Source organism: Pseudomonas sp. GW822-FHT02E03, from assembly GCF_058802325.1.
The window spans coordinates 90,798-114,143 of the sequence record NZ_JBXAOA010000015.1; the positions used below are offsets into that span (position 1 = coordinate 90,798).

A 23,346-nucleotide genomic window follows, 5' to 3' on the forward strand; every position below is an offset into this window, starting at 1 on the left:
AAGAGCGCGGAGCCCTTGATGTCCTCTTTCAACGAAATGATCAAAAACATCACCCCGGATATCTACCAGAGCCTGAAACTGGCGGTGGAAATCGGCAAATGGTCCGACGGTGGCAAACTCACCGCTGAGCAGCGCGAACTGTCCCTGCAAGCGATGATCGCCTGGGAAATCCAGAACCTGCCCGAGGAAGAACGCACCGGCTACATGGGCCCGCAGGAATGCGAGTCGAAGTCGATTGAAGTGCCAAACATTCTGTTCAAATCGGATGCTGTCCATTGATCGAGATTGGCCGCGGTGCAATCAGCAAAATGTCGGCGCGCCTTGACGGGCCGAACGTTCAGTACGCTTTTCGTCTGGGCGACGCCGAGGTACCGGTCAATCCGTTGATCGGCACCACGGTGCGCCTGGAATACCTGGGAGCGATCCACTGCACCCATTGCGGACGCAAGACCAAAACCAGTTTCAGCCAGGGTTACTGCTACCCGTGCATGACCAAACTGGCCCAATGCGACCTTTGCATCATGAGCCCGGAGCGTTGCCACTACGACGCCGGCACCTGCCGTGAGCCTGCGTGGGGCGAAAAATTCTGCATGACCGATCATGTGGTGTATCTGGCCAATTCGTCGGGGATCAAGGTCGGCATAACCCGCGCCACCCAGCTGCCAACCCGTTGGCTCGATCAGGGCGCCAGCCAGGCCTTGCCGATCATGCGCGTCGCGACCCGTCAGCAGTCAGGCTTCGTCGAAGACCTGTTCCGCAGCCAGGTAGCCGACAAGACCAACTGGCGTGCTTTACTCAAGGGCGATGCGGTATCGGTGGATCTGGCGCAGGTTCGCGATCAGTTGTTTGAAAGTTGTGCGCAAGGTTTGCAAGGTTTGCAGGAACGATTTGGCCTGCAAGCAATCCAGACCATTACCGATGTCGAACCGCTCGAGATCCGCTATCCGGTCGAGCAATACCCGGCCAAGATTGTCAGCTTCAACCTGGACAAGAACCCGATTGCCGAAGGCACGCTGCTGGGGATCAAGGGCCAGTACCTGATTTTCGACACCGGCGTGATCAATATTCGTAAATACACGGCCTACCAGCTCGCCGTGCATCAGTAAGGATTCCAGTATGCGCACCGAACAACCGAAGATGATCTACCTGAAGGACTATCAGGCGCCCGAGTACCTGATCGACGAGACGCACCTGACCTTCGAGTTGTTCGAGGACCACAGCCTGGTCCATGCGCAACTGGTGATGCGCCGCAACCCTGAACGTGGCCCGGGCCTGCCGCCGCTGGTGCTGGATGGCCAGCAACTCGATCTGTTGTCGGTGACGTTGGCCGATCGCGAACTCAGCGCTGCCGACTATCAGCTGACCGAGAATCACCTGACCCTGCACCCGGCCAGTACAAGCTTCACGGTCGACACCAGCGTCAGGATCCACCCGGAAACCAACACCGCCCTGGAAGGCTTGTACAAATCCGGCACCATGTTCTGCACCCAGTGTGAAGCCGAAGGTTTCCGCAAAATCACTTATTACCTCGACCGCCCGGACGTGATGAGTACGTTCACTACCACGGTGGTCGCCGAGCAGCACAGCTATCCGGTGCTGCTGTCCAACGGCAACCCGATTGCCTCGGGTCCCGGCGAAGACGGCCGGCACTGGGCGACCTGGGAAGACCCGTTCAAGAAACCGGCCTACCTGTTCGCGCTGGTGGCCGGTGACCTGTGGTGCGTCGAAGACACCTTCACCACCATGACCGAGCGCTCCGTGGCGCTGCGCATCTATGTCGAGCCGGAAAACATCGACAAGTGCCAGCACGCGATGAACAGCCTGAAGAAGTCCATGCGCTGGGACGAAGAGGTTTACGGTCGAGAGTACGACCTGGACATCTTCATGATCGTCGCAGTCAACGACTTCAACATGGGCGCCATGGAAAACAAGGGCCTCAACATCTTCAACTCCAGCGCCGTGCTGGCCCGCGCCGAAACCGCTACCGACGCCGCGCACCAGCGTGTAGAAGCGATCGTTGCCCACGAATACTTCCACAACTGGTCGGGCAACCGTGTGACCTGCCGCGACTGGTTCCAGCTGTCGCTCAAGGAAGGCTTCACCGTGTTCCGGGATTCGGAGTTCTCCGCCGACATGAACTCGGCCACGGTCAAACGCATCCAGGACGTCGCGTACCTGCGCACCCACCAATTCGCCGAAGACGCCGGCCCCATGGCCCACGCCGTACGCCCGGACAGCTTCATCGAGATTTCCAACTTCTACACCCTGACCGTGTACGAAAAGGGTTCGGAAGTGGTCGGCATGATCCACACCTTGCTGGGCGCCGACGGTTTCCGCAAAGGCAGCGACCTTTACTTCGAACGCCATGACGGCCAGGCCGTGACCTGCGACGACTTCATCAAGGCCATGGAAGATGCCAACGGTGTCGACCTGACCCAGTTCAAACGCTGGTACAGCCAGGCTGGCACGCCTCGTTTGGCGGTGAGCGAGTCCTACGACGCCGCGGCAAAAACCTACAGCCTGACCTTCCGCCAGAGCTGCCCGGAAACCCCGGACAAGGTGGAAAAGCTGCCATTCGTGATTCCAGTGGAACTGGGCCTGCTGGACAGCAAGGGCGACGAAATTGCCCTGCGTCTTGCCGGTGAAACCAGTGCTCAAGGCACTTCGCGGGTTATTTCGGTGACTGAAGCCGAGCAGACCTTCACCTTCATCGACATTGCGCAAAAGCCGCTGCCTTCGTTGCTGCGCGGCTTCTCGGCGCCGGTGAAACTGAGCTTCCCGTACGACCGCGATCAGTTGATGTTCCTGATGCAGCACGACAGCGACGGCTTCAACCGCTGGGATGCCGGCCAGCAATTGTCGGTGCAGGTGCTGCAAGAGTTGATCGAACAGCAACAGAAGGGTGAAGCGCTGGTGCTGGATCAGCGTCTGGTTTCAGCGCTGCGTACCGTGCTGTCCGATGAGACGCTGGATCAGGCGATGGTCGCCGAAATGCTCTCGTTGCCGGGCGAGGCGTATCTGACCGAGATCAGTGAAGTGGCTGACGTAGACGCCATTCACACGGCCCGCGAGTTTGCCCGTAAGCAATTGGCTGAAGGCTTGTTCGAGGCATTGTGGCTGCGTTATCAGGCCAATCGCGATCTCTCGAAGAAAACGCCGTATGTGGCCGAGGCTGAGCATTTCGCCCGCCGCGCGCTGCAAAACATTGCGCTGTCGTACCTGATGCTCAGCGGCAAGCCGGAAGTCTTGGCGGCAACCCTCGAGCAGTTCGACACCAGCGACAACATGACCGAGCGTCTGACGGCGTTGGCGGTGTTGGTCAACTCGCCGTTCGAAGAGCAGAAAGCCACGGCGCTGGCGACCTTCGCCGAACACTTCAAGGACAATCCGCTGGTCATGGATCAGTGGTTCAGCGTTCAGGCCGGCAGCACATTGCCGGGCGGTCTGGAGCGGGTCAAAGCCTTGATGCAACACCCTGCATTCACGATCAAGAACCCGAACAAGGTGCGGGCACTGATCGGCGCGTTTGCCGGGCAGAACCTGATCAACTTCCACGCGGCCGATGGTTCCGGGTATCGGTTCCTGGCGGATCTGGTGATCGAGCTGAACGGATTTAACCCGCAGATCGCCTCTCGCCAACTGGCGCCGCTGACACGCTGGCGCAAATACGACGACGTTCGTCAGGCGTTGATGAAAGGCGAGCTGGAGCGGATTCGCGCTTCGGGGCAACTGTCCAGCGATGTGTTTGAAGTGGTCAGCAAAAGCCTGGCCTGAGTTTGGCTTCGCTCCCGCAGAGTTCACTCGGACCTCTGTGGGAGCGGGCTTGCTCGCGAAGGCGGCCTGATAGGCGACCTGTTTCTTACAGATTTACACCGATCAAATTGTAGGAGCTGGCTTGCCTGCGATGGCGGCCTGATAGCCGACCGGGATTTTTGATGGTGTACATATCCGTTTCTGCGGTAGCGCCGGCTGGCGGTTTCGCTCTTACAGCGAGTCACTTTCGAAAAGCGCGAAAGTAACCAAAGCGCTCTTGCCCCGCCATTCGGTGCCTCGCTTGGGCTCGGCATGCCCTCACTCCGGCATTGCTCCGGGGGCCCGCCGCCATCGGCCATCCATGGCCGGGGGCGGCTACCGCGGCATCCTTGCCGCGGTGCCCCCTACGCAATACCTGCGTTCGGCCTCTGGGAAAGGGGCAACAGATCAAGATCAAAAGCCAAAGCAACGGCAAGATCAACAGCTTCGCGAGCAAGCCCGCTCCCACAGTTGGACTGGGTACATCCGGGGAAGATTGGCCGGTTGACAGGTCGCCATCGCAGGCAAGCCAGCTCCCACAGTGGACTGGGTGCATCCGGGGGAAGATTGGTCGGCTGACAGGCCGCCATCGTAGCGATGCGGCGACCCGACAAGTCAGCTCCCACAAAAAATCAGAGCACATCCGCCTTGCTTTTCACCACGCAACAGGCCGAGCGTTAGCTCGCCTGCAGCTTTTGATTTTGACGCACCGCCCCCTCGAGAGGCCGAGTGGAGGTTCTGCGTAGTGGGCAACCCGGCATGGATGCCGGGTTAGCCGCCCCCGGCCATGGATGGCCGATGGCGGCGGGCCCACGGAGCAGGACCGGAGCGAGGGCATGCCGAGCCTAGGCGAGGCACCGAACGAAAGGGGCAAAAGCGCTTTGGTTACTTTGGCGCTTTTCCAAAGTGACCCGCTGTAAGAGCGGAACCAATAGCCGCCGTGACCACAGAAACGGATATGTACCCCAAACCCCAAACCCCAAACCCCAATCACCCCTCCGAATGCCTCCCCATTCACCCACACCCCTTATCCCCCAGGTTAACAAAACATAACGTGGCGTCGATTGTCAGACCTTTCCAAACCCCGATAGGATAAGCCCAGCTTCCGAAGGGGCTCTGGATTGCGGGTTTCAGGACTATGCTCCTGATTAGGTCAATCCCGATGAGCATCCCTTACGGCGCCCTGAAGGGTTGAACGACCTAACAATAATAATGTGGGGGAAGGTCTATGAGTGAGCCTGTCATGGGTGTGAGTATTGGCCGCCCGCCGGCGTTACGCAGGTTCGCGTTGCTGGCTACAGCGCTCTCGCTGTTGGGCTGTACCGTGCTGTCGGCGCCTGCGCTGGCCGCTGCCGCGTCGGCCACCGATGTGGTTTATTCCGTTGAATCCACCAAGGCCAGCAAAGGCCTGATGCTCGATGTCGTACACGCGGGCAAACGCCTGGTGGCGGTCGGCGATCGCGGGCACATTCTGTATTCCGACGACCAGGGCGCAACCTGGACCCAGGCCAAGGTGCCGACCCGGCAACTGCTGACGGCGGTGTTTTTTGTCGATGACAAACACGGCTGGGCCGTTGGCCATGACGCGCAGATCCTCGCCAGCGAAGACGGAGGCATCACCTGGACCAAACAATTCGAAGACCTGACACGCGAATCGCCGCTGCTCGACGTCTGGTTCAAGGACGTTAACAGCGGTTTTGCCGTGGGTGCTTACGGTGCCTTGCTGGAAACCACCGACGGCGGTAAAAACTGGGAAAACGTCAGCGATCGCCTCGACAACGAAGACCAGTTCCACCTCAACGCGATTGCCGCGGTCAAAGATTCCGGCACTTTCATCGTCGGTGAACAAGGCAGCATGTTCCGCTCCGCCGATGATGGGCAGACCTGGGAAAAGCTTGAAGGCCCCTATGAAGGCTCGCTGTTCGGTGTGATTGGCACCGCGCAACCGGCCACGCTGCTGGCCTACGGGTTGCGCGGCAATCTTTACCGTTCCACGGATTTCGGCAGCACTTGGGAGCAGGTCGAACTCAAGGCTACACGTGGCACACTGGAATTCGGCCTGTCTGGCGCCACGCTGCTCGATGACGGTTCCATCGTGATCGTCGGCAATGGCGGCAGCGTGATTCGCAGCACCGACGACGGCGAAACCTTCAGCGTGTTCAACCGTCCGGATCGCATTTCCGTCTCGGCGGTGACTGCGGCAGGCAACGGCAATCTGATTCTGGCAGGACAGGGTGGCGTTCGCGTCACTTCGCCCACCGGCGCAGAGAATGGAAAAAACGGGTCGTCCAAATGAGCCGGGCAAATAACAAGAAGGCGGGTCTATGACATCCTTAAGCACTCCTCATCAGGATAAGGCGACGTTTCTTGAGCGCCTGATTTTCAACAACCGCCCGGCAGTCATCGTCATCTGCCTGCTGGTCAGTGTTTTCCTGTTCTGGCAGGCGACGTTGATCCGGCCATCCACCAGTTTCGAAAAAATGATCCCGCTCGAGCATCCGTTCATTGAAAAAATGATGGAGCACCGCAACGATCTGGCGAACCTGGGCAACACGGTGCGGATTTCCGTGGAAGCCACCGACGGCGACATCTTCTCCAAGGAATACATGGAGACCCTGCGTCAGATCAACGACGAGGTGTTCTACATTTCCGGCGTCGACCGTTCCGGCCTCAAATCGTTGTGGAGCCCGAGCGTGCGCTGGACCGAGGTGACGGAGGAGGGCTTCGCCGGTGGTGAAGTGATTCCCCAGAGCTATAACGGCTCCCAGCAAAGCCTCGACCTGCTGCGTAATAACGTGCTCAAGTCCGGGCAAGTCGGGCGCCTGGTGGCCAACGACTTCAAGTCGAGCATCGTCGACATCCCGCTACTGGAGTCCTACCCGGACCCACAGGATCAGGGCAAGTTGCTGGCGCTGGACTACCGCAAGTTCTCCCACGAACTTGAAGACAAGATCCGCAACAAGTTCGAAGCCCAAAACCCCAACGTGAAGATCCACATTGTCGGGTTCGCCAAGAAAGTCGGCGACTTGATCGATGGGCTGGTCATGGTGGTGATGTTCTTCGGCGTCGCCTTCGTCATTACCCTGATCCTGCTGTACTGGTTTACTAACTGCATGCGCAGCACCGTGGCGGTGTTGAGCACGACGCTGGTGGCGGTGGTCTGGCAGCTGGGCCTGATGCACTTCTTCGGCTTCGGGCTTGATCCGTACTCAATGCTGGTGCCGTTTCTGATCTTCGCCATCGGGATTTCCCACGGCGTGCAGAAAATCAACGGTATCGCCTTGCAGTCCAGCGAGGCGGAGAACGCTCTGACCGCAGCGCGGCGCACATTCCGTCAGCTGTTTCTGCCGGGTATGATCGCGATCCTTGCGGATGCGGTGGGCTTCATCACGCTGTTGATCATCGACATCGGGGTGATTCGTGAACTGGCCATCGGCGCGTCCATCGGCGTGGCGGTGATCGTGTTCACCAACCTGATCCTGCTGCCGGTGGCGATTTCCTACGTCGGTATCAGCAAGCGCGCCGTCGAACGCAGCAAGAAAGACGCGCACCGCGAGCATCCTTTCTGGCGCCTGCTGTCGAATTTTGCCAGCCCCAAAGTTGCACCGATTTCCATTGCCCTGGCGCTGATCGCTTTCGGTGGCGGCCTCTGGTACAGCCAGAACCTGAAAATCGGTGACCTCGACCAGGGCGCGCCGGAACTGCGTCCGGACTCGCGCTACAACAAGGACAACAGCTTCATCATCAATAACTACTCCACCAGTTCCGACGTGTTGGTGGTGATGGTCAAGACCAAGTCTGAAGGTTGCTCGCGCTACGAGGCCATGGCGCCGATCGACGAGCTGATGTGGAAGATGCAGAACACCGAGGGCGTGCAGTCGGCCATTTCCCTGGTGACCGTGTCCAAGCAGATGATCAAGGGCATGAACGAGGGCAACCTGAAATGGGAAACCCTGTCGCGCAACCCGGACGTGCTGAACAACTCCATCGCCCGTGCCGATGGCCTGTACAACAACAATTGCTCCCTGGCGCCGGTGCTGGTGTTCCTCAACGACCACAAGGCCGAAACCCTGGACCGCGCCGTGCATGCGGTGCAGGACTTCGCCAAAGAGAACAACAAGGAAGGCCTGGAATTCATCCTCGCCGCCGGTAACGCCGGGATCGAGGCGGCCACCAACGAGGTGATCAAACGCTCCGAATTGACCATTCTGGTCCTGGTGTACATCTGCGTCGCAACCATGTGCATGATCACTTTCCGTTCCTGGGCGGCGACCTTGTGCATCGTGCTGCCGCTGGTACTGACCTCGGTCCTCGGCAACGCATTGATGGCGTTCATGGGCATCGGCGTGAAAGTGGCGACCTTGCCGGTAGTGGCGCTCGGGGTGGGGATTGGCGTGGACTACGGGATTTACATCTACAGCCGTCTGGAAAGCTTCCTGCGTGCCGGCCTGCCGTTGCAAGAGGCGTACTACCAGACGCTGAAGTCCACCGGTAAAGCCGTGCTGTTCACCGGCCTGTGCCTGGCGATCGGTGTATGCACCTGGATCTTCTCGGCGATCAAGTTCCAGGCCGACATGGGCCTGATGCTGACCTTCATGTTGCTCTGGAACATGTTCGGCGCGTTGTGGCTGCTGCCAGCGCTGGCGCGGTTCCTGATCAAACCGGAGAAACTGGCAGGGCAGAAGGGCAACTCGCTGTTTGCTCACTGATCCTTGGCTGAAACAGAAAAGCCGCAATCATGGGTTGCGGCTTTTTTTATCGCGTGTTGTTCAGGGCTGGAAACTTGATTCAGAGTTTTAAGAACAGTGTTTCATCCAGTGGCGGTTTGATCAGCGATTTCTCCAGATTGGCCACGGCACGGTTGTCGGCGGCAGCTTGCCGGATAAGATCCTTGCGTGTCAGAAAGCGCTGCTCCGGTAGTTTTAAATGGCCAATGCTGTAGTCCGGTCGAGGCATATCAAGGCTGGCGTAATGAAAGTGCGCATACCATAAAACGTTAAATGTGTTCTTTTCGCGTACCGCATATTCGGTGAGATAGTCTCCGGCAGCCGTCTGTATCAAACGCCCCACCAGATTGATGTCAACGAAACCGTTCTTCCATAAGTAGTGGATGTTTTCTGCCTTGGGCAGCTGTTTTTTGTAGCCCTCGCTGCAATACAGACGTGCCTGGCGAGTTGCTTCGAGTGCCTCGTTACGAAGGGTTTCACTCAGTTGGGGGGCCTGCGGCGCAGCAGGATGGGTGTTATCAATTTCATGGGCCAAGGCGTTGAGCTTTTCGGCGTACTGGACCAGCATGTCATTCCAGTCCAAGGGGTTGAGGCTTTCGAGCCGACCAGGATCCTGTAGCTTTTTCTGTTGGAAGCGTATCGAGTTTTCGATACCCGCCCGTTGGCCAATCAGCGCATGCATTTCCTTTTTTATTGCCGATAAAGGTCGCGACCTTGGCGGCAATGTTGGTTGAGTGGGCGTGCCCTGCACGACTTCAACCCAGACACCTTCCTCGGGGTGTTCCATGTAGCTGGCAATCTTCTGTTCGGTAATCGGATCTTGAACATCGATGAAACTACCTTGGTTGTTTTCCCGAGAGGGTCTGATGTCGCCGATCAGGGTGCCTTTGTTGCGGGACTTGAATACCCTTTTGGTGGACGGCTTGGCCCTGATCGGTTTGATATGTGCGGACTGTGGCGCGACCCCTTCGTTTTCTCGAATCAGTGCCGCCAGTTGCTCTTCGGCGCTGACGTGCGCTTCATTGAGTTGCTTCAGAAACGGTGTTTGATATTCAGTGCGCACAAAGCCAGATGCCATTTCATTCAACGAACGGACAGCATTGTCGATTTCCTCGTAGTGCTTGAGGATGTTTTCAAGGACGGCTATCTGCTCGGTGGTTGCGTAGCCGGAGCTGCTGCAGATCTCCATGTGGGACAGCACTGTGCTGTCCATTGGAGAGCCGACGAGTCGCATCACAAAGGGATACTCTGCCGGGTCTCTGGAGCTGCAACTGCGTTCCAGAACCAGTTCTTTAAGCGACAGCAATTGGTGTAGCTTGATTGAAGCGGGGAGGTAGTTTTCGGCATTGAACAAGTGCTTCACTATTTTTCGACTGCGCAGTTTTTCACCTGCCTGTTCCTGAGTCGTTTCAAGTGTTTTGGCGGACTCGATGAGCCTGTTGGTTATCTCGATTTCTGCCCGCCGGTTGTCGACAAATTCGAAATAGGCTGTCGTTATTTCCTGACCCAATTCTTCAGGAAAACGGGCGACGAGTTCACTGAGGTGTTCCCCATTCCTGGTCTGAAGGAGATCGCGCCCCAACAGCTTTATTTGCTCATGAACGATATCCAGAGCGTCCCAGATGAGTAAAAGCCCATTATCACGTTCGCTCTCGTAAGGCCTGGTTCTGTCGACTTCGATCAAGGCGTTGTACGCGTCGGTCAACTTCGGCATCTCGGCGTTCAACGTGTCAATGCGCTCCTTGTAAATATTCAGCTCTCTGTCATGTATCGCTGCGGCCTCTGCTGTCTTGAGCACTTCCTGGCTATGACGCGAGGCCAACAGGACCTTCTGCTCTGGTGTAGCCTTGCCGAGCAACTCCCATATGATCCTGAGCTTTTTCTTTTGTGCATCGAGCATTTCCCTCGCGGAAAACAATGATCTCCTCGCCTCTGATTGAGAGAGTACCAGTGGCGCGAGGGCCTGCTTCAGGCGATCCTTATTAGTGGTCAGTTCATGTAGCCGGAGCCGGTTTTCATCGCGCACCGCCTGGAGTCGCCCCCTCATGCCGCCTTCAAGCTTCAATCCCCGATCCAGTCGCCAGTTCCCCTTGCCGTCGCTGGCGAGTTTGAAACCGGGGCGATCGGAATGGGCCGGATCTATCAGGTAGACCTCTGCGAAGCCCGGCACGACGCTGACCTGGAAAAAAAGTCCGCCAATGCTGGCGTGCCAGGTATCGTCGATCCGGAAAAGTCCCTTCAGAGAACCGTTTTTCTCGGCCGGTGGCAACTTCTGCGGCCATGGCACGTGAAAGTCCAACAAGGCATTGAGCAGCTTGTCGGCCGCTTTAGAGGTGGCAATGGAGCTGGTGAAATCCAGCACCGTATGGCTGCCACCTACCGGTTCCTGTGGGATGCCCGGCGAACCTTGATGAACAAGGGCTGCAGGCATCGGTTCTGCGTGATTTGCCAGTCTGCGCCAGGGTTTCAGGCGCGGGGCGGTTTTTTCAGGGGGGTTCGATGGCAATGGCTGATGGACGTTTTCCGAGCTGGCTCCCAGGTGCAACAGCACCATCGCGGTATTGAGTAGCAGATCAATCAGCGCTAACTCTTTGGCTTTCGGATCGTCGCTGTCGAGGGCGGGCAGGTCCTGTTTGAGGCTGGTGATCAGTACCATCATCCATCCGGCAAGCATCAGCGGCCCTCGCGTCAGCGGTAGCAGCAGCGTATTGAAGAGTAACCATGCACCCTCCATGAGAACGGCCCAACGGCTTTCACTGTTGGACACCGATTCACGCTCGGCCAGATCGACCAAGGTGCGAGCGGTGCTGGTGAACAGGTAGTTGAGCAGTCGACCGTCGTGCAGCGACTGGCGCAATGCTTCTGCACCCTCATTGCTGGCCAAGGTTGTGGGGGCAGGTTTTCGTGGGCGTTCGAATTCGTCACCCAAGTGAAAGCGAACAATGTGCGGTTCCTTGAACCCGTCATTGTCGTAAATGTCTCGTACATTGTCCTCCATCCATGTAAGCACGCTGGCTTGCAATGCGCCGGATTCGGCAATGGCCGCGAGGACGGCCTGGCGCGACGGGTACTCCAGCAGGGCTTCGGCGTACAACGGACGATAAAGAAGATGTGGGCCAACGTTCGGATCAAGGGGTTCGATCAGGAACATATTGTCCACCGTATCGGGTTTGGCACCGGACTTTCTGTGAAACGCCAGCGGGCGGATGACGATGTCCTGTTCGTCGACTTTGCGCTCAGAAGGTGTCTCCCCCATCAGCGCCTTGACGTAGCGATAACCCTTGTCGGTCAAGCCACATTGTTTTCTGACCTTGTACTCCAGCGCGCGCATCGGTAGCTGGACTCGCAGTTCGCGGGTAAACAGGGCTTCTCGGCGCCGGGCATCCACGGTGTCCGATAGTAATAACGTCTTGATCCTTTGCGGATAGACCGTACCGATGTCGACGCGCTGGATAAGGCCTTTGCTGCCGAGTATATAGTCCTCGTTCAACCAGTCTTCGGGAGTCTGTCCGTCCTTGCGCAAAACCCGCAGGCGGCCACGGGGCTTGCCGGCGAGATTCTTCAGGGCCAGGTCAGTCAGGGACATGCGCACATGTTCGATAAAACCGGCACCTCCCGGATAGCCAGCAGCGACGGCGAAGTCCAGCACCAGATCGTCGGGGTTGTAGTCGACGTCGTGATCCTGCTTTATCTGCGCTCGTAGTGCCTCGCGGCTGAAGCTTCGGATATCTTCGATGCCTTCATTAAATGACTGTCCATGGCTTTGAGCGGTGACGTTTGCGAGGTCGAGCAGGTGCTGTCGATAGGCGAAGCGATCAGTGACCGAAGCCTGTTTCAGCCAATCGGGCAATTGCGAGTGTAGCTGTGCCAGCATCGCTGGTTGCGCTGTCGATTGTCGGATGAATAACGTTGTCGGGTCTGTGAGGGTGTCCAGACGTTGCGTCAGGTCTTTCTCGCTCGTGGCGCCGGAAAAGGGCAATGTGGCCAGGTCTTTGAGCTGCCGATCAAAGATCAGACCCGCCTGGAGCTCGAACAGATCGCCATTGGGCTCATAGCGTTTCCAGGTGAGACGGTCGATCAAAAACTCGCTTTGCATCTTCTTTCCCCAGGCGCTGCCGAAGTCATCCAGGGAATCGAAAGGTTGGACGCGGCCGTCAACGCTGCACAGCAATACTTGTTTTTCACGCATCAGCAGAATTTCAGGCCCGAGCAGAAGTATTTCGCTATTGTCTTTGCCGAGTGTCGTTTCCAGAAAGTAGGCGTAAACGGTTTTGCTGGTCTTGGGCGAGCGCTCGACTCTGTCGGGCCAGTCCGTGACCCGCCGCACCATGTCTCGCTGCTCGTCACTCAGATTCGAGGCGTATAAGGCTGCGGCTTTCAACTGGTCATGGAGGAACTCGCTGAACCATTGCCAGAGGCTGATGCCGCTGTCGTCGGTCAGGCTCCAGTAGTCAGCCAATGCCTGCTGATAATCGAGGTAAAGCGTCGATGGCAGCTCGGCAATGATGCTGGCAATGATTTGCATGTCCACGTGAGGGGCTGCGGTGTCCAGGCGTTTGGGTGGTACTTGCGTGAGGAAAAACGCCCTTGAGTCCTGTGGGGTGAAGTCCAGCATCTGCGGGTTGACCAGATGGTCTAGAACCACTTGGCTCAACGGCTTCAGATCCCAATGGCCACCGACAGCGGGGCTGGCCAGCTTGATCTTTATCGGATCGAAATCCAGTGTGGGGTAATGCTCCAGCAACCTGTCGCGTAATGCATTGATAATCACAGAAAGCAGTGTCGGTCGACTGGCGAATCGCTGCTGAACCGCCCGGGCGGGCAATTGGCTGAATGGAGGAGATACCGGTGCAACAGGGGTGAGCATGACGAAATCCTTTTCGTGTTATAGGTCGGCGCTGTCATAGCGTCCGTGCCTCTGGGCCGGATCATCGGCCCTGAGCAGGAAATCTCATTCTGTCACCGCCTGTGCGGAATGGGTTATGGCGTGTGGTTACAAGACTTGACCGAGTACCGTGCTTAGCGCACTGCGCGCATCATCCAGTTGCACCAGCGTTGCATGCCGGGCACCGAGGGCGTCACGGTTTTCGATAGCGGTCAGGATCGCCTTGTGCCGTGGCAGCGCCAGTTCATGCAGATTCGGCCGTTGGTTGGAATGCTTCAAGGCTTCGGCAATCGCTACCGACAGCATGTTGCACAGGTTCGCCAGTAAGTCGTTATGGGTTGCGTCGGCGATCCGGCTGTGGAAATCCAGGTCCGGTTGCAGCAAGGCTTCAGGCGTCGGTGCCGCTTCCATGCGTTGGTAGGCTTCACCGATGGAGGCGATGTCTTCGTCGGTGGCGAACTGCGCGGCCAACGCGGCGGCGGCCGGCTCAATGATGCTGCGCACGCTGGTCAGCAGATCAAAGAATTCATTTTGCGGACTGCTTTGCATCAGCCAGTGCAGCACGTCCGGGTCGAGCATGTGCCATTCCTTGCGCGGCTTGACCACCGTGCCGACCCGCGGACGGGAATACACCAGGCCCTTGGCCACCAATACGCGAGTGGCTTCGCGCAGCACCGGTCGGCTGACCGCGTATTCCTCGCACAGCAGGGCTTCGGCGGGCAGTTTGTCGTCCGGCTTGAACCGTCCCGAGACGATCTGCATGCCCAATTCCTGGACGATGCGCGAGTGCATGCTTTTGCGGTCGGAGGGTTTGCGGTAATCCATGGGGAACGGCGCGATCCTGTGCAAATGGGGTGCCGCGCATGATAGCAGGCGCGGCGCAGACTTGAGGCTGATACAAAGCAAATGTGGGAGCTAGCCTGCTAGCGATTGCGGTGTGCCAGTCAATATGAACGTCAACTGACAGACCGTAATCGCTAGCAGGCTAGCTCCCACAAAGGATGTTTGCTGTCAGTGAGAATGACGCGGCACCTCGGCTCCGCGGCAGCCGACGAGGAAGTCAAAGTCGCAACCCTGATCCGCCTGCAGCACATGGTCGATGTACAGCTGACGATAACCGCCCACGATTAACTGTTGCGGTGGTTGCAGATCCGCCATGCGCGCCGCCAGCTCCGCATCCGGAATGTCCAGGTGCAAACGCCCGTTGGCGCAATCAAGCTCGATCCAGTCGCCTTCCTTCACTGTCGCCAAAGGTCCACCCGCTGCGGCTTCCGGTGCCACATGCAAGACCACCGTGCCGTAAGCGGTGCCGCTCATGCGTGCGTCGGAAATCCGCACCATGTCGGTCACGCCTTGGGCCAGCAGCTTGGCCGGTAATCCCATGTTGCCGACTTCGGCCATGCCCGGATAACCCTTCGGTCCGCAGTTCTTCATCACCAGAATCGAGTTGGCATCCACGTCCAGTTCCGGGTCGTTGATCCGTGCCTTGTACATGTCGAAGTTCTCGAACACCACCGCACGCCCGCGATGTTGCATCAATTCGGCGCTCGCGGCGGATGGCTTGAGCACCGCGCCCAGCGGGGCCAGATTGCCGCGCAACACGCAGATGCCGCCGTCGGCGCGGATCGGGTTGTCGAGGGTGCGGATCACTTCGTCCTGGCCGTAGATCGGCGCGTCCTTGGTGTTCTCGCCGATGGTTTTGCCGTTGACGGTGAGGGCATTCGGATTCGGAATCAGGTTCGCTTCGCCGAGACGACGCAGCACCGCGGGCAAGCCGCCGGCGTAGTAGAACTCTTCCATCAGGAAGCGCCCGGACGGTTGCAGGTCGACAATGGTCGGCATGCCGCGACCGATGCGGCTCCAGTCATCCAGGTCCAGCTCGACACCGATGCGCCCGGCGATGGCTTTCAAGTGGATCACCGCGTTGGTCGAACCGCCGATGGCGGCGTTCACCCGGATGGCGTTTTCGAAGGCTTCCTTGGTGAGGATTTTTGACAGTTTCAAGTCTTCTCGAACCATCTCTACCGCGCGCATGCCGGACATGTGCGCCAGCACATAGCGGCGCGCATCGACCGCCGGAATCGCCGCGTTGTGGGGCAGGGAGGTGCCGAGTGCTTCGGCCATGCAGGCCATGGTCGAAGCCGTGCCCATGGTGTTGCAGGTGCCGGCCGAGCGTGACATGCCGCCCTCGGCCGCGAGGAAATCATCGAGGGTGATGGTGCCCGCCTTGACCTGTTCGCTGAGCTGCCAGACCACCGTGCCCGAGCCGATGTCCTGGCCCTTGTGCTTGCCGTTGAGCATCGGCCCGCCGGTGACGACGATCGCCGGCACGTCGCAACTGGCCGCACCCATCAGCAGCGCCGGAGTAGTTTTGTCGCAGCCGGTGAGCAACACCACGCCATCGATCGGATTACCGCGAATCGCTTCCTCGACGTCCATGCTCGCCAGGTTGCGAGTGAGCATGGCGGTGGGGCGCAGGTTCGATTCGCCGTTGGAGAACACCGGGAATTCCACTGGAAAGCCGCCGGCTTCGATCACCCCGCGTTTGACGTGCTCGGCGATCTGGCGGAAATGCGCGTTGCACGGGGTCAGTTCCGACCAGGTATTGCAAATGCCGATGATCGGCTTGCCGTGGAACTGGTGGTCGGCGATGCCCTGATTCTTCATCCAGCTGCGGTACATGAAGCCGTTTTTGTCGGCGGTGCCAAACCATTGGGCGGAGCGCAGGGTGGGTTTCTTATCAGACATGATCGGTTCTCTTATTGTATGACTATATTGTTCGAGCTATGGCGTAACATAAGCGCAATTTCGGCTGTTTGGAAGTGTTGTTGGTTAAATAGTATTACTATATAGTCGTTTTCAACGGAGGGATGAGCCCTGGCAGTTTTCTGCGAGAGGCGTCCCCCGAGGTTCTATAACAACAACAATCGGAGACCGAACTCATGAGCCAGGAACTGCGGCTTATTCGTCGCATCACGCTGAAACTGATTCCCTTCCTGATCCTGCTGTACCTGATCGCCTATGTGGATCGCTCCGCGGTAGGTTTCGCCAAGCTGCACATGGGTGCGGACATTGGGCTGGGTGACGCGGCTTACGGCCTGGGTGCCGGGCTGTTCTTCATTGGTTATTTCCTGCTGGAAATCCCCAGCAACCTGATGCTCGACCGCTTCGGCGCCCGGCGCTGGTTCGCGCGGATCATGGTCACCTGGGGGGCCATCACCATCGGCATGGCGTTCGTCCAGGGACCGAACAGCTTCTATGTGATGCGCTTTCTGCTCGGCGCGGCCGAAGCCGGTTTCTTCCCGGGCGTGCTGTACTACATCACCCAATGGTTCCCGATTCGCCATCGCGGCAAGATTCTCGGGTTGTTCATCCTTTCCCAACCCATCGCGATGATGATCACCGGCCCGGTGTCCGGCGGCTTGCTGGGCATGGACGGCATTTTTGGGCTGCATGGTTGGCAGTGGCTGTTCATCGTCATCGGGATGCCCGCAATCCTGCTGACCTGGCCGGTGCTGCGTTACCTGCCGGACGGTCCGCAACAGGTGAAATGGATGGACCAGTCTGAGAAAGACTGGCTGACCGGTGAGCTGAAAAAGGACCTGGAGGTGTACGGCCAGACCCGCCACGGCAATCCGCTGCATGCGCTGAAGGACAAACGCGTGTTGCTGCTGGCGCTGTTCTATCTGCCGGTGACCCTGAGCATCTACGGTCTCGGTTTGTGGTTGCCGACGTTGATCAAGCAGTTCGGTGGCACTGACCTGGTGACCGGGTTCGTGTCGTCGGTGCCGTACATTTTCGGGATCATCGGTTTGCTGATCATTCCACGCAGTTCCGATCGCTTGAATGATCGCTACGGCCATCTGGCGGTGCTGTATGTATTGGGCGCCATCGGCCTGTTCCTCAGCGCCTGGCTGACAGTGCCGGTGCTGCAATTGGCGGCGCTGTGCCTGGTGGCGTTCGCGCTGTTTTCCTGCACCGCGGTGTTCTGGACCTTGCCGGGTCGCTTCTTCGCCGGGGCCAGTGCGGCGGCGGGGATCGCGTTGATCAACTCGGTGGGCAACCTCGGCGGTTACATCGGTCCGTTCGTGATCGGTGCATTGAAGGAATACACCGGCAATCTGGCGTCAGGGTTGTACTTCCTGTCCTGCGTGATGGTGTTCGGCCTGGTGCTGACAGGTGTGGTTTATCGGTTGCTGGAGCGTAAGCATGTGCTGCCGGCCGACCAGTTTGCGGCCAGTGCGCGTGGGGCTACCCGCACCTGACACGAAATTGGCGATCACCACCGATCCTGTGGGAGCGGGCTTGCCCGCGATAGCAATCGACCTGACACATCAATGGTGAATGTGCCGCCGTCATCGCGGGCAAGCCCGCTCCCACAGGTTTTTCGTGTTTTGAAGAATTGTTTTACAGGAGAAAATCATGCGTTTAGTTCAGTTCGAATTGAGTCACGGCGAACGCCGTGTCGGCGTGGTCGAGGACGGCCTGGTGCGCGAAGTGCGGGATGCGCGCTCGGTGCGGGATCTGGCGCTGGCGGCGATTGAGGCGGGCGTCAATCTTGAGCAACAGGTTCAAACCCTGGGGTTGGGCATCAGCCATGACTATTCAGCGCTACTGGCCAATCTGCAAATCCTGCCGCCGCTGGATCACCCGGACCCGGCGCACATGCTGGTCAGCGGCACTGGCCTGACCCATCTGGGCAGCGCTTCGGCCCGGGACAAAATGCATCAGCAGGCCGGCGACGAAACCGCCATGACCGACACCATGCGCATCTTCAAGTGGGGCGTGGAGGGCGGTAAACCCGCGACCGGCCAGGTCGGCGTGCAACCGGAGTGGTTCTACAAGGGCGACGGCAGCATCGTTGTGCGACCGGGCAAACCGTTCCCGCTGCCGCCGTTTGCCGAAGATGCCGGGGAGGAGCCCGAGCTCAGCGGCCTCTATGTGATTGGCCACGACGGTAAACCGTATCGCCTCGGTTTCGCGGTGGGCAACGAGTTCTCCGATCACGTGATGGAGCGCAAGAATTACCTCTACCTGGCCCACTCGAAGCTACGCAGTTGCAGCTATGGCCCGGAGCTTCGGGTTGGCGAATTGCCCCAGCATCTGGCCGGCACCAGCCGGATCCTGCGCGATGGTGAAGTGCTGTGGCAGAACGAATTCCTCAGTGGCGAAGCGAACATGTGCCACAGCCTGGAAAACCTCGAGTACCACCATTTCAAGTACAGCCAGTTTCTGCGCCCCGGCGACGTACACATTCACTTCTTCGGCACTGCGACCCTGTCCTTCGCCGATGGCATCCGCACCCAGCCGGGTGACGTGTTCGAGATCAGCCAGGCCGAGTTCGGCGCACCTTTGATCAACGGCATTGAACCCGTTGAAGCGGCGTTCGAACCCGGCACCGTCGGCACACTTTAAGGAGACACCCATGACCCGGATTCTTGGTCACAACTACATTGGCGGTCAGCGCAGCGCTGCTGGCGCGGTCAAACTCCAGAGCGTCGATGCCAGCACTGGCGAGGCCTTGCCTCACGATTTCTATCAAGCCACCCCTGAAGAAGTCGACGCCGCGGCGAAGGCTGCCGCCGCTGCTTACCCGGCCTATCGCAGCCTGAGCGCCGAACGACGTGCGCAATTTCTCGATGCGATTGCCGATGAACTGGACGCGTTGGGCGATGACTTTGTCGCCGTGGTCTGTAGCGAAACCGCGTTGCCGGCCGGTCGTATTCAAGGTGAGCGGGGGCGCACCAGCGGCCAGATGCGGCTGTTCGCCAAGGTGTTGCGGCGTGGTGATTTCTATGGGGCGCGGATTGATCGCGCACTGCCTGAACGTACGCCATTGCCGCGTCCGGATCTGCGTCAGTACCGCATCGGACTAGGCCCGGTCGCGGTGTTCGGTGCGAGCAACTTTCCGCTGGCGTTTTCCACGGCGGGCGGCGACACGGCTTCGGCATTGGCCGCTGGCTGCCCGGTAGTGTTCAAGGCACACAGCGGCCACATGGCAACCGCTGAATGGGTGGCCGACGCCGTGATCCGCGCCGCCGAGAAAACCGCCATGCCGGCCGGGGTGTTCAACATGATCTACGGCGGCGGGGTGGGTGAAGCGCTGGTCAAGCATCCGGCGATTCAGGCGGTCGGTTTTACCGGTTCGCTCAAAGGTGGCCGTGCGCTGTGCGACATGGCCGCGGCACGTGCGCAGCCGATTCCGGTGTTTGCCGAGATGTCGAGCATCAACCCGGTGATCGTGCTGCCTCAAGCGCTGGAAGCTCGTGCTGAAAGCGTCGCCCGAGACCTCACGGCGTCGGTGGTCCAGGGTTGTGGGCAGTTCTGTACCAATCCGGGGTTGGTGATCGGCATTCGTTCGCCGCAGTTCAGCGGGTTCGTGCAGCAAGTGGCGGGGCTGATTGGCGATCAACCGGCGCAAACCATGCTCAATGCTGGCACCTTGAGCAGCTATGGCAAGGGCCTGCAGAAGCTTCTCGCACATCCGAAAATCGAGCATTTGGCCGGCAACCCGCAACAAGGCAATCAGGCGCAACCGCAACTGTTCAAGGCCGATGTCAGCCTGTTGCTCGATGGCGATGAAGTACTGCAAGAGGAAGTATTCGGCCCGACCACGGTGTTCGTCGAAGTGGCGGATCAGGCGCAACTCAGTGCCGCGTTGAACGGTCTGCATGGGCAGCTGACGGCAACGATCATCGGTGAGCCGGCGGACTTCGAACAATTCGGCGAGCTGACGCCATTGCTGGAACAGAAGGTCGGGCGGATCCTGCTCAACGGCTATCCGACCGGCGTGGAAGTCTGCGACTCGATGGTTCATGGCGGGCCGTATCCGGCGACTTCCGATGCACGAGGCACCTCGGTGGGGACCCTGGCCATCGATCGTTTCCTGCGCCCGGTGTGCTTCCAGAACTACCCCGACAGCCTGCTGCCGGAAGCGCTGAAAAATGGTAATCCGCTGCGCATCCAGCGCTTGGTCGATGGCAAGCCATCGCGCGAAGCTCTCTAGCCGCCCACAACTGATTGGCTCGGTCCGCTGGAACTGATCGTTCCCACGCTCTGCGTGGGAATGCCTCAACGGACGCTCTGCGTTCGGCTGTTGATGTGACGCAGAGCGTCACTGGCTGCATTCCCACGCGGAGCGTGGGAACGATCATTGCGGTGTGATGAGCTATCATTGCGCCTTTCCCATTCAAAGATTGACTGCCATGACTGCCGTAACCAACACCTTGCTCAGCGCCCTCGAAGTCTGCGACATGCTTGAAATCGACGGGCTGCACGCGTTCGACTTTTCCCTCGATGAAGACGATAACCTGCACATCGAATGCATGGACGGTCGGGCGCTCAAGCGCTGGGAGTTCAGCATGGCCCAGATCGCGGCGGCGACGTTCGATCCCGACTTGAAGAGCTGGATCATTACCGGTGATTCCGGCGAGCACCGGCTGGTGCCTATGGAAGCATTCGGTGGTCAGGATGACGAGGACGAAACGAATGAGGATGCGTAACTTCTGGCCACTGTTGATGGCCGGCAGCGTCGGCGCGATGGGCGTGCAAGCGGCCCCGGTCGACAGTTACGAATTGCTGGTGGGCTCTTACACCGCCGGCCAGAGCCAAGGGATTTATCGTCTGAACTTCGACAGCCGCACCGGGCAGATCGACGCCAAACCCCTGCAAGTGGTGAAGAGCGCCAACCCGTCCTGGCTGGTCGTGTCCAAGGATCAACATCGCCTGTTCGCGGTCAACGAAAACGGCCCGGGTCAGGCCGATCCGGTAGGGCGTGTCAGCAGTTACGCAATCGATCCGAAAACCAATGAGCTGAGCCTGATCAGTCAGGTGCAAACCCTGGGCAACGAGCCGACGCACTCGAGCGTCAGCGGTGATGCCAGTCACGTGTTTGTCAGCAACTACTCGGTGGCTGAAGACCCGGGTGGCACCCTGGCAGTGTTACCGGTGGGCACCGATGGCAAGCTAAAACCCGTTGTGCAAATGAGCAGTCATCCGTCCAGCCGGGTCAATCCTGAACGGCAGAAGTCGGCGCACGTGCATTCGGTGGTTTCATCGCCGGACGGCCAATACGTGTTTTCCAACGATTTGGGTGCAGACAAGATTTTCGTCTATCGCTTCGATCCCAAGGCCAATCCGGAACTGCCGCTGACCGCCGCCAAACCCGCGTCCGTCCAGTTGCCACCTGGCAGCGGGCCGCGACACCTGCTGTTCAGTGCCGATGGCAAGCACGCCTGGCTGACCATGGAAATGAGCGCGCAGGTCGCGGTGTTCGATTACCGCGATGGCAAACTCGAGCAAACGCAGTTGGTCGATCTGGCGGCGGGTCTGCCGACGTCGGGCAAGGCTGCGGCTGCGCTTCACGCCTCGGCCGACGGTAAGTTTCTTTACGTCAGCAACCGTGGCACCACCAATCAGTTGCTGGTGTTCGCTATCGACCCGGCGACCGGGAACCTCAAGGAGCTTCAGCGTCGCTCCGTGGACGGTGATCACCCGCGCGAGTTCAGCCTCGACCCGAGTGGCAAGTTCGTGTTGATTGCCAACCAGAAGAGCAACCAGATTGTCGTCGTCGAGCGCGATGCCAAGACCGGTTTGTTGGGTAAAACCGTGCAGAAACTACCGATGGATGCCCCGAGCGATCTCAAGTTCCTGGTGCGTCAATAGACCGCAGGCCCCGGTTGATGGGGCCTGCAACCTTCTATTAATGAGGCTGATATCGGCTAATGCTACAAAGCATTTCAAGGCGCCGACCCTCGGGCGTTAAGTTTGCTTCACGGCCCCACCGGGCAAGCAAGCCAACTGAATCCGAGGAATACCGCCATGAACTTCAATCTCTTCTCCGTCATCGCCGCTTCCGCTATCTCTGCCACTGTTGCACTGCCTGCCAGCGCCAACGTTGAAATCAGCGACAAAAAATCCCACGCCCAAAGCTATACCCAGAAATACCTGCAACAGAGCGCCAACTTCTACGCCGCGCTGGATCACAAAACCCAACACTGAAATGTAGACCCTGCACCTTTTTATGCAGGAGCGAAGTCACTTGCCGATCGAGCTGTAACGCATCGAAAAGCATCGAAGTGATGTCGCTCCTGCATAACGCGTTTACGACAGCATCATATTGCTATCAATGTATTGCTTGATATCACATAGCCATGAGTTTAAATTTGACGCTGATTTTTTGACTCCTTCCCTAATAGGATCGACAGCATGGCGATGCGTCTGGCAGTGGTTCTCCTGTTTCTCTATTCCACCCCGATTCTGTCGGCTGCCCAGCCCGTTCCCAACGAGCCGGATGCGGCCCGCGAGCGTTTGATGAGCTTTATCGAGGACTGAAACACGCTGGGTTCAGGATCAATAAAACTGATAGCGACTATGCATAAAGGTTGCTAGTTAACTTCTGTTTTTTGATCGATTCTGTGGGCACTGAAACATGCCCACGGAGAACACCATGGCCAGCGCAATCATTACTTCTGCCAAATACGGCGCCTACCTGGCCATTGGTCTTTACGTGGCCATGGTGTTGGTCGTCAGCCTTTCGGCTCAATCGCAACAAAGCCTTCAAACACCGATTCAGGTCGCTTATCCCGCCATTCAATTCGAACACCAAGCTCAAAGCGTAATGGTCGATCACGCCGACGTGGCGGGAGTGGTGGGGGCATGAAAGGACGCAAACTCTGGGTCATCGCCTTCCTGGCGTTCATGACCAATGGCGCTTCTTTGCTTGGGATCGGGCAGGGCTCGGCGGGGTCAGTGGCACGGGCCATCGAATGCAACCACAACATCGCCCACAACATTCAGACCGCCAAGGCTCTGGAGCTGTTGGTGGGCAATCCGCCGATCAAACCCAATGGTGAATTCTTCGGGCCATTCCAGGTGGATTGCTCGGCATTAGGGATGTGCGCGGTGTTGGCGTGAATGTTCATCCCACCCCTGTAGGAGCGA

Annotated in this window: 17 protein-coding genes; 14 read left to right on the forward strand and 3 right to left on the reverse strand. The window is 58.7% G+C overall.

Going from position 1 to position 23,346, the window contains the following annotated elements:
- The first annotated feature begins 18 nt into the window (after positions 1-18).
- The 5 genes from AC1RQB_RS13895 (at position 19) to AC1RQB_RS13915 (ending at position 8,501) form a co-directional block, all read left to right on the forward strand.
- Positions 19-279 (forward strand): YeaC family protein, encoded by a 261-nt coding sequence (locus tag AC1RQB_RS13895; RefSeq protein WP_008074411.1) that lies wholly within the window; start codon positions 19-21, stop codon positions 277-279.
- The gene (locus AC1RQB_RS13900; RefSeq protein WP_063343486.1) at positions 276-1,106 is read left to right on the forward strand and encodes a DUF2797 domain-containing protein; all 831 of its coding nucleotides are present in this window, start codon (positions 276-278) and stop codon (positions 1,104-1,106) included. Before AC1RQB_RS13895 ends, AC1RQB_RS13900 begins: the two co-directional genes overlap by 4 nt.
- Before the next feature lie 10 nt (positions 1,107-1,116).
- Positions 1,117-3,774 (forward strand): aminopeptidase N, encoded by a 2,658-nt coding sequence (gene pepN / locus AC1RQB_RS13905; protein ID WP_063343487.1) that lies wholly within the window; start codon positions 1,117-1,119, stop codon positions 3,772-3,774.
- A 1,246-nt stretch (positions 3,775-5,020) separates the two neighbouring features.
- Entirely contained in the window at positions 5,021-6,088 is a 1,068-nt protein-coding gene (locus AC1RQB_RS13910; RefSeq protein ID WP_063343488.1) for a WD40/YVTN/BNR-like repeat-containing protein, read from the forward strand.
- A 28-nt stretch (positions 6,089-6,116) separates the two neighbouring features.
- Entirely contained in the window at positions 6,117-8,501 is a 2,385-nt protein-coding gene (locus AC1RQB_RS13915; RefSeq protein ID WP_007901145.1) for an efflux RND transporter permease subunit, read from the forward strand.
- A gap of 79 nt (positions 8,502-8,580) precedes the next feature.
- On the opposite strand, the gene AC1RQB_RS13920 is transcribed toward AC1RQB_RS13915, so the two are convergent.
- The 3 genes from AC1RQB_RS13920 to AC1RQB_RS13930 form a co-directional block, all read right to left on the reverse strand.
- Positions 8,581-13,386: a dermonecrotic toxin domain-containing protein gene (locus AC1RQB_RS13920; protein ID WP_207267319.1), complete on the reverse strand. Its 4,806-nt coding sequence runs from the start codon at positions 13,384-13,386 to the stop codon at positions 8,581-8,583.
- A gap of 126 nt (positions 13,387-13,512) precedes the next feature.
- Complete coding sequence (locus AC1RQB_RS13925; RefSeq protein WP_032830095.1) at positions 13,513-14,229, reverse strand: FadR/GntR family transcriptional regulator; 717 nt, start codon at positions 14,227-14,229, stop codon at positions 13,513-13,515.
- A gap of 186 nt (positions 14,230-14,415) precedes the next feature.
- The gene (locus AC1RQB_RS13930) at positions 14,416-16,152 is read right to left on the reverse strand and encodes an IlvD/Edd family dehydratase (protein WP_063343489.1); all 1,737 of its coding nucleotides are present in this window, start codon (positions 16,150-16,152) and stop codon (positions 14,416-14,418) included.
- Between the two features lie 194 nt (positions 16,153-16,346).
- On the opposite strand from AC1RQB_RS13930, the gene AC1RQB_RS13935 reads away from it, so the two are divergent.
- The 9 genes from AC1RQB_RS13935 (at position 16,347) to AC1RQB_RS13975 (ending at position 23,319) form a co-directional block, all read left to right on the forward strand.
- Complete coding sequence (locus AC1RQB_RS13935) at positions 16,347-17,669, forward strand: MFS transporter (RefSeq protein WP_063343490.1); 1,323 nt, start codon at positions 16,347-16,349, stop codon at positions 17,667-17,669.
- A 157-nt stretch (positions 17,670-17,826) separates the two neighbouring features.
- Positions 17,827-18,819, forward strand: coding sequence for an AraD1 family protein (gene araD1 / locus AC1RQB_RS13940; protein WP_063343491.1), 993 nt, complete (start codon positions 17,827-17,829; stop codon positions 18,817-18,819).
- Between the two features lie 10 nt (positions 18,820-18,829).
- Positions 18,830-20,410, forward strand: a complete 1,581-nt coding sequence (locus AC1RQB_RS13945; protein ID WP_063343492.1) for an aldehyde dehydrogenase (NADP(+)) — start codon at positions 18,830-18,832, stop codon at positions 20,408-20,410.
- 199 nt (positions 20,411-20,609) lie between these two features.
- Positions 20,610-20,906, forward strand: a complete 297-nt coding sequence (locus AC1RQB_RS13950; RefSeq protein WP_007901160.1) for a DUF5629 family protein — start codon at positions 20,610-20,612, stop codon at positions 20,904-20,906.
- The gene (locus tag AC1RQB_RS13955) at positions 20,893-22,068 is read left to right on the forward strand and encodes a lactonase family protein (protein ID WP_207267317.1); all 1,176 of its coding nucleotides are present in this window, start codon (positions 20,893-20,895) and stop codon (positions 22,066-22,068) included. The genes AC1RQB_RS13950 and AC1RQB_RS13955 overlap by 14 nt, the downstream gene beginning before the upstream one ends.
- A gap of 156 nt (positions 22,069-22,224) precedes the next feature.
- On the forward strand, positions 22,225-22,404 hold the full coding sequence (locus tag AC1RQB_RS13960; protein ID WP_007901164.1) for a hypothetical protein: 180 nt from the start codon (positions 22,225-22,227) through the stop codon (positions 22,402-22,404).
- Between the two features lie 207 nt (positions 22,405-22,611).
- Positions 22,612-22,737 (forward strand): hypothetical protein, encoded by a 126-nt coding sequence (locus AC1RQB_RS13965; RefSeq protein WP_007901166.1) that lies wholly within the window; start codon positions 22,612-22,614, stop codon positions 22,735-22,737.
- Between the two features lie 115 nt (positions 22,738-22,852).
- Positions 22,853-23,065, forward strand: coding sequence for a hypothetical protein (locus tag AC1RQB_RS13970; protein ID WP_063343493.1), 213 nt, complete (start codon positions 22,853-22,855; stop codon positions 23,063-23,065).
- Complete coding sequence (locus AC1RQB_RS13975) at positions 23,062-23,319, forward strand: hypothetical protein (protein WP_063343494.1); 258 nt, start codon at positions 23,062-23,064, stop codon at positions 23,317-23,319. The genes AC1RQB_RS13970 and AC1RQB_RS13975 overlap by 4 nt, the downstream gene beginning before the upstream one ends.
- Positions 23,320-23,346: the final 27 nt, after the last annotated feature.

Excerpts from the sequence above, each read along its gene's own strand:
- AC1RQB_RS13895 (WP_008074411.1), top strand. The coding sequence starts at position 19 with ATGTCCTCTTTCAACGAAATGATCAAAAACATCACCCCGGATATCTAC.
- pepN (WP_063343487.1), top strand. The coding sequence starts at position 1,117 with ATGCGCACCGAACAACCGAAGATGATCTACCTGAAGGACTATCAGGCG.
- AC1RQB_RS13910 (WP_063343488.1), top strand. The coding sequence starts at position 5,021 with ATGAGTGAGCCTGTCATGGGTGTGAGTATTGGCCGCCCGCCGGCGTTA.
- AC1RQB_RS13915 (WP_007901145.1), top strand. The coding sequence starts at position 6,117 with ATGACATCCTTAAGCACTCCTCATCAGGATAAGGCGACGTTTCTTGAG.
- AC1RQB_RS13920 (WP_207267319.1), bottom strand. The coding sequence starts at position 13,386 with ATGCTCACCCCTGTTGCACCGGTATCTCCTCCATTCAGCCAATTGCCC.
- AC1RQB_RS13925 (WP_032830095.1), bottom strand. The coding sequence starts at position 14,229 with ATGGATTACCGCAAACCCTCCGACCGCAAAAGCATGCACTCGCGCATC.
- AC1RQB_RS13930 (WP_063343489.1), bottom strand. The coding sequence starts at position 16,152 with ATGTCTGATAAGAAACCCACCCTGCGCTCCGCCCAATGGTTTGGCACC.
- AC1RQB_RS13935 (WP_063343490.1), top strand. The coding sequence starts at position 16,347 with ATGAGCCAGGAACTGCGGCTTATTCGTCGCATCACGCTGAAACTGATT.
- araD1 (WP_063343491.1), top strand. The coding sequence starts at position 17,827 with ATGCGTTTAGTTCAGTTCGAATTGAGTCACGGCGAACGCCGTGTCGGC.
- AC1RQB_RS13945 (WP_063343492.1), top strand. The coding sequence starts at position 18,830 with ATGACCCGGATTCTTGGTCACAACTACATTGGCGGTCAGCGCAGCGCT.
- AC1RQB_RS13950 (WP_007901160.1), top strand. The coding sequence starts at position 20,610 with ATGACTGCCGTAACCAACACCTTGCTCAGCGCCCTCGAAGTCTGCGAC.
- AC1RQB_RS13955 (WP_207267317.1), top strand. The coding sequence starts at position 20,893 with ATGAGGATGCGTAACTTCTGGCCACTGTTGATGGCCGGCAGCGTCGGC.
- AC1RQB_RS13960 (WP_007901164.1), top strand. The coding sequence starts at position 22,225 with ATGAACTTCAATCTCTTCTCCGTCATCGCCGCTTCCGCTATCTCTGCC.
- AC1RQB_RS13965 (WP_007901166.1), top strand. The coding sequence starts at position 22,612 with ATGGCGATGCGTCTGGCAGTGGTTCTCCTGTTTCTCTATTCCACCCCG.
- AC1RQB_RS13970 (WP_063343493.1), top strand. The coding sequence starts at position 22,853 with ATGGCCAGCGCAATCATTACTTCTGCCAAATACGGCGCCTACCTGGCC.
- AC1RQB_RS13975 (WP_063343494.1), top strand. The coding sequence starts at position 23,062 with ATGAAAGGACGCAAACTCTGGGTCATCGCCTTCCTGGCGTTCATGACC.